Origin of the sequence: Acaryochloris sp. 'Moss Beach' (assembly GCF_021497025.1) — a bacterium.
GTDB lineage: Bacteria > Cyanobacteriota > Cyanobacteriia > Thermosynechococcales > Thermosynechococcaceae > Acaryochloris > Acaryochloris marina_A.
Genome location: NZ_CP071717.1, coordinates 2,593,321 through 2,605,310 on the forward strand (window position 1 = coordinate 2,593,321; position 11,990 = coordinate 2,605,310).

10 protein-coding genes and 1 pseudogene are annotated in these 11,990 nt (G+C 48.4%); 8 read left to right on the forward strand and 3 right to left on the reverse strand.

Features of this window, described 5'->3' with window-relative positions; all coding sequences use genetic code 11:
* The first annotated feature begins 2 nt into the window (after positions 1–2).
* The 5 genes and pseudogenes from HRE53_RS12105 (at position 3) to HRE53_RS12125 (ending at position 3,553) form a co-directional block, all read left to right on the forward strand.
* Positions 3–1,965 (forward strand): annotated as a pseudogene (locus tag HRE53_RS12105) (FAD-dependent oxidoreductase).
* A gap of 83 nt (positions 1,966–2,048) precedes the next feature.
* Entirely contained in the window at positions 2,049–2,198 is a 150-nt protein-coding gene (locus HRE53_RS12110; RefSeq protein WP_235110720.1) for a hypothetical protein, read from the forward strand.
* Between the two features lie 43 nt (positions 2,199–2,241).
* Positions 2,242–2,565, forward strand: coding sequence for a hypothetical protein (locus tag HRE53_RS12115; protein WP_235110721.1), 324 nt, complete (start codon positions 2,242–2,244; stop codon positions 2,563–2,565).
* Entirely contained in the window at positions 2,540–2,824 is a 285-nt protein-coding gene (locus HRE53_RS12120) for a Uma2 family endonuclease (RefSeq protein ID WP_235110723.1), read from the forward strand. Before HRE53_RS12115 ends, HRE53_RS12120 begins: the two co-directional genes overlap by 26 nt.
* Before the next feature lie 171 nt (positions 2,825–2,995).
* Positions 2,996–3,553, forward strand: coding sequence for a DUF2075 domain-containing protein (locus HRE53_RS12125; RefSeq protein ID WP_235110725.1), 558 nt, complete (start codon positions 2,996–2,998; stop codon positions 3,551–3,553).
* Here the strand turns inward: HRE53_RS12125 and HRE53_RS12130 are convergent.
* The gene (locus HRE53_RS12130) at positions 3,486–5,156 is read right to left on the reverse strand and encodes an ISL3 family transposase (RefSeq protein WP_235110727.1); all 1,671 of its coding nucleotides are present in this window, start codon (positions 5,154–5,156) and stop codon (positions 3,486–3,488) included. The two genes, HRE53_RS12125 and HRE53_RS12130, sit on opposite strands and share 68 nt — an antisense overlap.
* On the opposite strand from HRE53_RS12130, the gene HRE53_RS12135 reads away from it, so the two are divergent.
* The gene (locus HRE53_RS12135; protein WP_235110729.1) at positions 5,079–8,687 is read left to right on the forward strand and encodes a tetratricopeptide repeat protein; all 3,609 of its coding nucleotides are present in this window, start codon (positions 5,079–5,081) and stop codon (positions 8,685–8,687) included. The genes HRE53_RS12130 and HRE53_RS12135 overlap by 78 nt on opposite strands.
* 70 nt (positions 8,688–8,757) lie before the next feature.
* Entirely contained in the window at positions 8,758–9,345 is a 588-nt protein-coding gene (locus tag HRE53_RS12140) for a Uma2 family endonuclease (protein WP_235110731.1), read from the forward strand.
* Between the two features lie 68 nt (positions 9,346–9,413).
* On the opposite strand, the gene HRE53_RS12145 is transcribed toward HRE53_RS12140, so the two are convergent.
* Positions 9,414–9,905, reverse strand: a complete 492-nt coding sequence (locus HRE53_RS12145) for a GNAT family N-acetyltransferase (RefSeq protein ID WP_235110733.1) — start codon at positions 9,903–9,905, stop codon at positions 9,414–9,416.
* Complete coding sequence (locus HRE53_RS12150; RefSeq protein WP_235110734.1) at positions 9,905–10,537, reverse strand: tRNA-(ms[2]io[6]A)-hydroxylase; 633 nt, start codon at positions 10,535–10,537, stop codon at positions 9,905–9,907. The genes HRE53_RS12145 and HRE53_RS12150 overlap by 1 nt, the downstream gene beginning before the upstream one ends.
* A 139-nt stretch (positions 10,538–10,676) precedes the next feature.
* Between HRE53_RS12150 and HRE53_RS12155 the strand changes: the two genes are divergently transcribed.
* On the forward strand, positions 10,677–11,981 hold the full coding sequence (locus HRE53_RS12155) for an ABC transporter substrate-binding protein (protein ID WP_396133452.1): 1,305 nt from the start codon (positions 10,677–10,679) through the stop codon (positions 11,979–11,981).
* Positions 11,982–11,990 lie beyond the last annotated feature (9 nt).

Here is an 11,990-nt window from a genome sequence, read left to right on the forward strand (position 1 = left end):
TCATGAATCGATCTGTCTGGGCAATCGTTACGGCTCTGTGGAGTATGGGGGGTCTCTCTGTTGCAGCCGCACCCCGCCCGGTTGATCGCACGGTGAACTGCGACATTTTAGTCGTGGGAGGTGGTCTAGCAGGGGTGGCGACCACCTATGAAGCCTTACTGGCAGGGCGTCAGGTGTGCATGACGGAGCTGACAGACTGGTGGGGCGGTCAAATTTCTTCTCAGGGTACTTCGGCCTTAGATGAAACTGTAGGCCAGCGAACTCGCGGGATTTTTCCCAGGGGTTATGCCCAGTTTCGCGAAAAACTGATTCAGGTATCAGGACGCGATCGCCCCGGTGATTGCTGGGTCAGCCTCGTCTGCTTTTTACCCCAGCAGGGACATACCCTCCTGCTGGACATGCTGAAGGACGCAGAGTCAGAAGGCAAAGGCAAGCTCCATCTGTTTCCCAATACAGTGGTCAAGTCCCTAGCAACAAATCCTGACGGTCGTTTAATTACCTCAGTCCGAGGCATTCAGCATCAGCCTGCACCAGAGGCACCCCCTCTTAATACCTATCCCCTTTCTCAAACCCTGGCCGACAGATACACGGAGGCAGATTCGGACCGCTTCACCAAAACGATTCTCCAATTCCAGCCACCCGATACAGGGAACTGGGTCGTAGTGGAAGCCACAGAAACGGGAGAACTGCTGGCATTAGCCGACCTTCCCTATCGCCTAGGCATCGATCCACGGTCCCATCTAGAACCGTCGTCTTCCAGTGACCAAGCCAATCCTTACTGCACCCAGGCCAGCACCTATACCTTTGCTATACAGGCCACCGCAACCCCGCCTGCCCATCAGCTACCGGCGTTTTACCCCGAATATGAACCCTTCTACAGTTTTGATAAGCCTCGCTTTGCCAAAACCCCAAATCTAGTCTTTAGCTATCGCCGCATTTTCAGCGTCAAACCCGGCACTGCAGATGAAGTGGTGAATATAGGCGATATCTCCATGCAGAACTGGGGTGGAGGGAATGACTACGGACCCGGCACCGCCCAAGACAACCTAATTTTGACCCGAGACCAACTTCTGGCAGAAGGGCAGCTACAAGATTGGCAAGGGGGCTTACGGATTGACAGTTTGCAGGGGGGCGAAGAACTCGCTCAGGGCTATTTCCATTGGCTGGTAGCGGGAACAACAGATTCTAAAGTGGCAGACCATCCCAAGCAGCCTTGGCCCAATCTGAAATATCTCCAGGGGCTAGATTCACCCATGGGCACCGCCCACGGTTTGTCCAAGTTTCCCTATATGCGGGAGAGTCGGCGCTTAATTGGCCGCTATAGCTATGGCTATCCTCAAGGCTTTGTGATTACGGAAACAGATGTCTCTAAGCAGGATTTTCGACTGCCCTATTACCGCGACACCCTATCGGGACCGGACTATCGGAATTTAATCACTCGGATGGCGGGGTTAAAAACCCTGGACGTAATTTTGGATCGGGTGCCACTGGCAGAAGTGGAACTGCGAACCAGATCCCGCATTTACCCAGACAGTGTGGGCATCGGTCACTATCCCATTGATTTTCATCCCTGTATGCAGCTCAGTCCTCCCCAAACTCCAGGGAACCAAGAACGGGCAGGGGAACGTCAGGGAGCGACGCAAACCTACCCCTACCAAATTCCCCTGCGGGCCATGATTCCACCTCGGATCAATAATTTGCTGGTGACGGGGAAGAGTATTGCCACCAGCCACATCAGTGCAGCGACCTATCGGGTCCATAGTTTTGAATGGTCGTCGGGGGGCGGCGGCGGGAACGACGGCGGCGTTTGTGCTGGATCAGGGGATATTGCCCTATCAATTGGTGGAGAATTTGCCGCGACGGAGTCCGCAGTTGGAGAAGCTGCAGGCGATTTTGAATCGGCATCAAAATCCAACGGCGTTTCCAGATATGTCGATTTTTAATTTGAACTGGAAGAACTGGTGAGGCTTAGAATGATCGGAGTTGGGCTTAGGTAACGTTCAGCTCTCACCTCTTGATTGATAAATTATAGACATAGAAAATTGGCAATGCTGAATTCTATTGAGTATTTGGAGTATTTGAAGACAGTGCAAGGAATTCTAGAAGGGCTGAAAGAATTTGACCAAGGCCAGGGACAGCCTGCAACTGAGGCACTGGCAGTATTACGAACTAGGCTCGATACCGAGCTGAATCAATAATTAGCTGTCAAAGATCAAGACCGCTCTTGGGAGATTGTTGACCATGACCACTTTCATACCATCGCCAGCTGTCACGGAAGATCAGCGCGTGATTTTGCCAAGTGTGTCTTGGCAGCAGTATGAAGGGTTGTTATCAACGTTGGGAGATTATCCTGGGCTACGTTTACTGTATTTTCAAGGCAATTTAGAAATTTTTTTGCCTTCACTAGAACATGAAATGCTGAAAAAGGTGATTGCACGATTGCTAGAACGGTATGCAGAGGAGGTGGATATTCCGCTACATGGGTATGGATCGACGACGTTTCGGCTGGAGGCGAAGGCAAGAGGGCTAGAGTTATTGCGTGCAAACGTTGAAGGATTTGCCTGATTTGGCGATTGAGGTGAATTTGACCAGTGGAGGAGTAGATAAGCTAGCGATTTATCAGGGGTTGGGAATACCAGAAGTTTTGATTTGGCAGAATGATCGACTTCAGCTTTTTGATTTACGTGAAGGGATGGAAGTCGTGACTCACAGTCAGTTTTTTCCTGAGCTGGATTTTGCGTTGTTGGCCCAGTTTGTGCGCCCCCAAGACCAACCACAAGCCATGAAAGATTTTTTGGTAGCAATTCGCACTCAGGTTCAATAAAATCTTGTCCTAAACTAAGTCAAACTCTGCTCCAAGATTGGCATAGAAAAGATAGCTAATAATGTTATTTCATGAGATCAATAAATCATCTAAGATGATTTGAAGGAATTTCTCTGGACAAATATTCTATGTCTTAGAATGGAATGCATTGAATCATTTTTCTCATGATTGATGCCCTATCCTTATGCCTCTAAACCCTACATTTCTCGACCGCAAGCGGAGAAGTTAGTAGATTTCTTTGGTGTTGCTTTAACTCAACCGCAAGACCATCCTTTGGTATTTAACATTTCAGGGATGGCGGGCACGGGAAAAACCACTTTACTGAAGCATCTAATCAAAAAATTCGGTGGCCAAGCGGAAATTATAGATTTTTCATTCCGTGAAACGATTCAGGGCTTAACCACGGAAGTTTATCTAGATTTGATGCACCATCTATATGAACAAATTCCTGATTCGTTGCGCAAGAAAACGGATCGCCAGCCCAATTCATTTATGCGGTTATATGACCAATATTGCTCAACTGCCCAAAAACTGATAAATCAATCACCTGACAATAAAACACAAACTTCTGAAGCAAATGCGAAAGAGGCTAAACAGCGGCTCTTGTCCTCTTTTGGTGATGCAAGGAAAATAAGGCTTAAAAGCATGACTAGAAGATGTTTTAGCTTGTTAGCACTAAGCGTTTATTCAAGAGATCTAGGCCAGCTCTCCCATACATTTGGCGCTTGACCATTTTCAATCGGTTATTTTGTCCCTCAACCTGGCCATTGCTCACCTCTAGTTTCAGGGCAGCTTTGACCGCTTCGTAGTCATCTGCCAATCCTTTTGCAAAACTCTTAAAAGGTCTCAGTGTGCTATTTTTAGCTCTGTCCAACCAAAAGTCTAGATGTTGGGGTAAACGCTTCCTGACGATGAAGAGAAAACTTTGAGCTAGGCCAATCGCTTCTGATAGCTCAGATTGTTGACTCAATTGATCGAGCATCTCTTCATCCTCTTCAGTGAGCCGCTCTATCTTACGCATCACTAACCAAGCAGCACTGCTGACCGTCAAAGGCTTTTGGGGCTTCAATTCGGGCGGAGGAGCAGGTCCAAGCCCAGGTAGTTCATTGAGTGAGTCTCGTTTTGGCCGTGGTGGTAGAGACTCACGAAATTGGTGAGTATAGCGGGCAACAGTAGCATAACTACCCTTGTAACCCTGCTGTTGAATCGCTTCAAACAGTTGTTTGGTATTTTGATGTCCGTTGTTCCATTGCTCAAGAAGATAGGGTGTGTATAGATCTAGGCCACTTCGTCTACATCGTGAATGACTCTTATATTCGGGAAACGTATCAGCCGCTAAATAGGTCTGAACTGTGCGCTTCCCCATGCCAAGGTGATGGGCAATATCTTTAATCTTGTATCCTTGCTGCCTTAAAGCATGGGTCTGTTCATAATTTGCCAATCGCCGAGCCCGATTTTGGGCCTTGCGTGAATTCGGATCAACGGGTGGATCTGAAGGTAGCGATATCGACTCTGTTTCCTGATGCTCAGCCATTTTGGATCTAAAAAGCGTGTACTCTGCGGTCTTGATAGCTTGTGAATCAGAGCTGAAAACTTTTTCTAACGTTTCTTCTAAATTTTTGAGTAGGTGAAAGCGATCTGCGACCTGAATCGCATCGGGTGCACCTGCTGTTATGGCTGATTTATATGTCTTCGAACGATCACGAGAAACGACCTCGATACCGGGGTGATCGCGTAACCAACCTGCTAAAGTGTCTGCCTCGCGATCTGGTAATAGGACAAGGGGTTGATGTTTCTCGAGGTCCACCAGAATGGTGCCGTATTGATGGCCTCTACGGAATGCAAAATCATCCACCCCTAATATTTTAGGAGTTGAAATTGGCGGAAGGGGTAGCTTAAAGACAGCTCGTAATAAGGTATTGCGACTACTGCCATAATTGATCCGATAACTCAAACGAGCTGCAGCTGCACCCCCAAGAGCTAAGCCAATCTCACCTAGGTGCTCAGCAAAACGAACTGTCCGTCGAGCCCAAGGGACAGCCACCTGAGGTAATCGCTCAGTGAAGATCCGACGCTTACAGGCCTCATTAAGGCAGAAAAACTTGCAAACTTGAAGCAAGATGGTTAAGCAGAAATCCACACAGGGTAAGTCTCTTAGGGTTCGCTCATAACGACTGTGGACACGATGTGCTGTCTGATTACAGACTGGGCAACAGGTCACAACTTGGGTTGAAGAAACATGGAAGGTCATCTGATGGTTCATAGCATCAAGATCCCAACTTTCCAAATGGAGGGTGCTTTGGCACGGAAGGAATTGTCGGAGGAGTTCCATAACCTTACCTGGCAAGGGTTGATCTCTCTATTCTCTAACTCTTATTTCAGCATCACCAAAAGAGGACAAGAGCCTAAACAGCTTCTAAAAGTCGCTGCAAGGTTGTTACCAATGGCGGGTCCTTTGCCTGGGATAGGTACTATCGCGACCGGAGTAGGTGCGGTGGCAACTGATAAAAATATTGATGTCGCTGTTGATGCTGTTGCCGCATCAAAGGAGCGGCTACAGCCGTTGCTGCAACAACACCACGTGACTAAAAAAGATCAATCTTTGCAGCAGTTGATGCGAGCACCCGCACAGAGACTGACAAAAGCTTTTGTAGAAGATTTAATTGCTCAAGCTTCTGATAAGCCAATCATCATTTGTTTCGATACGTTTGAAAAGGCACCTCTAGAAATTAATCGATGGTTGTGTCAATATCTTTTGGGCCAATCACAACTGCGAAAACACCGTATTCGCATTGTCGTAGCAGGACAGCAATGCTTAACTCAGAAAGAAGAGTGGCGAAAATTAGAACAAGATTGCGATCTTATTTTTGAGAAAACGCTTGAGAGGTTTAGTGATAAAGAAACTCAAGCTTATCTTCAAGAGATTCACTGGACTGAAACTGATGATATCCAGAAGATTCTCCAAATTACTGGGGGATTACCTTACTATCTCAACTGGATTAGAAAAAAAGTCCAAAAAGGAGAGAAAATCGAATTATCTCAGGGCAATAAGGCGGTTTCAGATCTATTGTTGCAAGGAAAAACCCAAGAGCAACGTATGGTTGTACAAATCGTTGCTTGTTGCCGCTGGTTTGATCGTACTCTTGTTCAAGAGTTATTAAGGCAAGGGGAACTGTCCTCTGGAACGGATATTGCTCAAGATTTCGATTGGTTTGATTGGCTCAAATCACAACATTATGTTGCACCAGGGAAATCTCAGTTTGATGACGTTGCTCGTGATGTATTCCAAAAACTATTGCGACAAGAGGATAGGAGCCGTTTTCGCAACGTTCATTTAGTCCTAGCACAGCATTATCAAAATCGAGCTGACCAGATTATGGCACCGGATTGTTCTGAGCCTGCCCGATACGATAACCCCGACTGGTGCCAGGCAATAACTGAATATCTATATCATTTGCTTCTATCTGAACAAAATGATCGCCATGTCCAATTTTTAAACCATTTGTTTGCATCGCATTATCTGAATGCTTTTGATGTTGTGACAAATGTCTTTGTTGCCTTAACATCCGACCAAGTATTGCTGTCAGACGCAACTCAACAATGGATCCAAGAGATCAATATTCTTTCAAGTGGAATTTTGGGCGTGAGAGTTTCTCAAGTTTTGTCTTGGTTAAGAGAAAAAGAAAACTTACAGACAGAAGATCAAGCACATACTGAGGAGATTGAATCAGCTATCGAGGCCCTAGGAACTCAACTACAATCAGGCTTAAGCGATGCATTCGATCATTGTCGGCAATATGTAGAACCATTGGAAGGGGTCGGGAAATATGTTTTCTTGTTGTACCAATCTAAGATGTGTTCGATGCCAACACAACGGAGTTGGTTAAAGAAAGCTGAAGTTGAGGCGAATAAGCTTGCGGATGATGCCACTACAGATTTTAGTAGTAGTTTATTTCTTTGGGATTTAGGGAAAGACTACTTTGAACTCGAACTCTTTGAAGAGGCGATCGCAAGCTATGACAAAGCCCTCGAATTTAAGCCGGATAAAGATCAAGCCTGGTACAACCGAGGCGTTGCTCTAGGGAATTTAGGTCGATACGAAGATGAGATCGCAAGCTATGACAAAGCCCTCCAATTCAAGCCGGATAAAGATGAAGCCTGGTACAACCGAGGCGTTGCTCTAGGGAATTTAGGGCGTTTCGAGGATGCGATCGCTAGCTATGACAAAGCTCTCGAATTTAAGCCGGATAAAGATGAAGCCTGGTACAACCGAGGCGTTGCTCTAGGGAATTTAGGTCGATATGAAGATGAGATCGCAAGCTATGACAAAGCCCTCCAATTCAAGCCGGATTTAGATCAAGCCTGGTACAACCGAGGCATTGCTCTACGTCAATTAGGGCGTTTCGAGGATGCGATCGCAAGCTATGACAAAGCCCTCGAATTTAAGCTGGATAAAGATGAAGCCTGGTACAACCGAGGCGTTGCTCTACGTCAATTAGGTCGATACGAAGATGCGATCTCAAGCTATGACAAAGCTCTCGAATTTAAGCCGGATAAAGATGAAGCCTGGTACAACCGAGGCGTTGCTCTACGTCAATTAGGTCGATACGAAGATGCGATCTCAAGCTATGACAAAGCTCTCGAATTTAAGCCGGATAAAGATGAAGCCTGGACCAACCGAGGCGTTGCTCTGGGGAATTTAGGGCGTTTCGAAGATGCGATCTCAAGCTATGACAAAGCTCTCGAATTTAAGCCGGATGGCGATCAAGCCTGGACCAACCGAGGCGTTGCTCTGGGGAATTTAGGGCGTTTCGAAGATGCGATCTCAAGCTATGACAAAGCCCTCCAATTTAAGCCGGATAAAGATGAAGCCTGGTACAACCGAGGCGTTGCTCTAGGGAATTTAGGGCGTTTCGAGGATGCGATCGCTAGCTATGACAAAGCTCTCGAATTTAAGCCGGATGACGATCAAGCCTGGAACAACCGAGGCGTTGCTCTAGGGAATTTAGGACGTTTCGAGGATGCGATCGCAAGCTATGACAAAGCCCTCGAATTTAAGCCGGATGACGATCAAGCCTGGAACAACCGAGGCGTTGCTCTAGGGAATTTAGGACGTTTCGAGGATGCGATCGCTAGCTATGACAAAGCCCTACAATTTAAGCCGGATAAAGATGAAGCCTGGTACAACCGAGGCATTGCACTCAGGAATTTAGGACGTTTCGAGGATGCGATCGCTAGCTATGACAAAGCCCTCCAATTTAAGCCGGATAAAGATGAAGCCTGGAACAACCGGGGTTGGGCGCTAGATGAGTTAGGCCGATACGATGATGCGATCGCTAGCTATGACAAGGCCCTACAATTTAAGCCGGAGGACGATCAAGCCTTTCATAACCGAGGATTTGCGCTGGAGAAATTAGGCCGATACGAAGATGCGATCTCTAGCTATGACAAGGCCCTACAATTTAAGCCGGATAAAGATCAAGCCTGGACCAACCGAGGCGTTGCTCTAGGGAATTTAGGACGTTTCAATGATGCGATCGCTAGCTATGACAAAGCCCTACAATTTAAGCCGGAGGACGATCAAGCCTTTCATAACCGAGGATTTGCGCTGGAGAAATTAGGCCGATACGAAGATGCGATCTCTAGCTATGACAAGGCCCTACAATTTAAGCCGGAGGACGATCAAGCCTTTTATAACAAAGCCTGTTGCTATGCTCTACAAGCCAAACCTGAAGCCGCAATAGAAAACTTAAAGATTGCCCTTTCTTTAGCACCAGATAAATATCGAGAAATGGCAAAAACAGACTCCGATTTTGACTCTATTCGGCACAACGAAGCCTTTCAAGCCCTATTAACGTTCTAACCCCAAGTACCCCCTCAGCCCAATCTAGACTCTCGTCTATGATTGAAACAGGTCATTCATCAGGGCTACCATGCAAACCGCAGCAGCCAAAACCCGATATACCTCAGAAGAATACCTGGCTTTAGAAGACCAAGCTGAGTTCAAAAGCGAATATCACAATGGCGAGATTATTCCCATGACGGGAGCATCCTTCAACCACAATCGGATCATCACCCGCCTATGTGCCTACCTGCTGCAAGCCCTCCAAGGCAAAAACTACGAACCCTTCAGTAGCGATGTGCGGCTATGGATCGCCAAATATCGCAAATTTACCTATCCCGACCTGATGGTAATTGAGGGCCAACCCCAACCCTATCAAGATCGCACCGACACCCTCACCAACCCCAAACTCATCATTGAAGTTCTGTCCAAATCAACCCAAGACTATGACCAAGGCGATAAATTCAAGTACTATCGCTCAATCCCAGACCTACAGGAATATCTGCTGATTAATCAATACGAACTAGACGTCCAGCAATATACCAAAACCGACAGTGATTTCTGGATGTTTCGCGCCTATGAAACCGCTGCCGATACCATCGCCCTCACTTCCATTGACGTCGAACTCACAGTTGCCAGCCTCTACGAAGGCATCACCTTTGGCTCCGCAAAGTCTTGACTGACCCCAGCAAAACCAGCCTTACCCCCCAAGAGGGGTAAATAGCACCCGTTACTCAGTTACTCGCCTCACTGCTCTGGTTGCAAAACCTTCGAGTAAATCAAATCGCAGCGTTCTGTCTCAATACCCGTCGCAGGCAAATACCCACTGCTCTCATACAGCTTCACCGCCTCCTTCAACACCGAGGCTGTCTCAATCCAAACTTCTCGAAATCCTTGAGCTGCAATCTCCTGCTCCAACCGCTGCAAAAGCCAGCGTCCTAACCCCTTCCCTCGCACCTGGGGCAACAAATACATCTTGCGAATCTCTACCGTGCCTACCCCGCGATTCACCGGATAAAATGCTGCTGTTCCCACCACCTGCCCCTGCTGCTCCACCACCCAGAAGGCACCCCTGACCTGCAAATAGGCCGTCTCCACTTCATAAACATCACGATCTGCCCCGTCTGGCTCCCAGCCAATTCCATACTCCGCCAGCACCGACCGAATCACCTCCGCCGCCACCTGCCGATCTGTGGGCTGCCAGGCGCGAATCACAAAATCACGAAATTGGTCCTGCATTAGCTGTGAATCCGGGGGTGAGGGTGGAGACTCGCTAGCAGCTCACTTTCCACCGTGGCCAACTCCTGCAGGCGAGCCGTCACCTCATCCACCTCAAAATAAGTCGTTGCCAAGACCCAATAAGCCCCATAGTGACGGGCTTCTGAGGCCATTAAACTGCGATAAAACTTGGCCAACTCCGGGTCTGGAAGATGCTGGGCCAGCAATCCCAACCGCTCATGACTGCGGGCTTCAATCAATCCCGATACCAGCAGCATATCCAGCAATCGCTCCGGTTCATCTCGGCGGACTTGGGCACTGAGCTTTGAACCATAGGGAGGGGCAGGCAAAGGAGCCATCGGAATGTCTCGCCGATCCAACCATTGATTCACCAGCTCAAAATGCTCCAACTCTTCCCTGGCAATCGCTGTCAGCGTTCGCACTAGCTTGGTATAGGACGGATAGCGAAACATCATATTGACCGCCACTCCCGCCGCCTTGCGCTCGCAGTGGGAGTGATCCAGCAAAATCGTGTCTAGATTTTGGAGAGCCTGGTCAATCCATTCTGGGCACGTTGGTTGCTGCAGAAATTTGATTGTGGGTTGTACCCGCTCATTTGCAGGCGTATCAGTTGGCAGCGTCGCATCAATCATGGTGTTGGCATCGGATTTACCCTTCTTTACCTTAATCGCTCCTAGACAGCTTGCCTACCAGAGGATTTTGATTTTTACCCACAGGGGATCTAGAGTGTTGAGAACGCCTGCTGAGGGACTCATCAACATGAAGTGGATAATGCGATCGCAACTCTGGCACGCCCAAAATCCGTTCCATCGCCTATCGAAACGACTGCGCTTTATAGTGCTGAGTCTGCTGGTCTGCTTAAGCATCATCGGTGGCTATGTAGTCTGGGCACAACAGCCCGTCCGTTTATCGATGATGCTACAAGGGCAAGAAATTCCTAACTGGCAGCTGATTGTTGATGATTTCGAGGCCCAAAACCCCGATATCAAAATTGACCTGATTGAAGGCCCTAACGCCACTAATCTACGAGAGGACCTCTACACCACATCTTTTCTGCTGGGCGATTCCCCCTACGACTTGATCTACATGGATATCGTCTGGGCACCCAAATTTGCGGCGGCAGGATGGCTGCTCGACCTCTCTGATCGGATTACCGATGCAGAACTGGCTGAGTTTATGCAGGGAGACGTAGACGGGGGACGCTATGAAGAGGGCCTCTATCGCATGCCTTTCCGCTCCGATGGCGGCATGCTCTACTATCGCCAGGATTTACTCGATGCAGCGGGCTTTGATCCACCCAACTCCACCGCCGAACTGATTAAAATCTCCAAAGAACTGCAATCCCAGGGCAAAGCCCAATGGGGCTATGTCTGGCAGGGCAAGCAGTATGAAGGGGCTGCCGCTATGTTTGTGGAAATGTTAGAAGGCTTTGGCGGCTATTGGGTCAATCCCGAAACCAAAGAGGTGGGACTCGATAGTCCAGAAGCCATTGAATCCCTGAAATTTCTGCAAACCACCGTTGCCGACAAGATTTCTCCTCCAGGGACGACCGCCACCGACGAAGAAGTGGCTCGCCTGCAGTTCCAAAGTGGCAACGCAGTGTTTATGCGCAACTGGCCCTATGCTTGGAAGCTGGGCAACACCGAACCCAGCTCCAAAATTCAAGGCAAGTTTGGCATTAAGCCCATGGTCCATGCAGCAGGCCTCGGAAGTGGCGCTTGTCAGGGGGGCTGGGGCGTTGGTATCTCGAAAACGACACGTCATGCCGATGAAGCCTGGCGAGCCGTCGAATACTTCAGCAGCACGGAAGCCCAGCGCAAGTTTATTTTGGCTTCTGGGTTTGTGCCGAGCCGTAAAGCGCTCTTTACCGACCCCACTCTAGTCAAAGAGTATGAGTACTTACCGGATTTGCAAAAAGTGATTGAAAGCTCTGTGTTGCGTCCTCCGATTGCCCAATATGCTCAGGCATCGGATATTTTGCAGCGATATCTCAGTGCCGCCTTAACCGGGCGACAAACACCGAGCGAAGCCATGCAAGCTGCTGCCCAAGAAACCCGACAGCTTTTGAAAACCTGATTCCCGCCT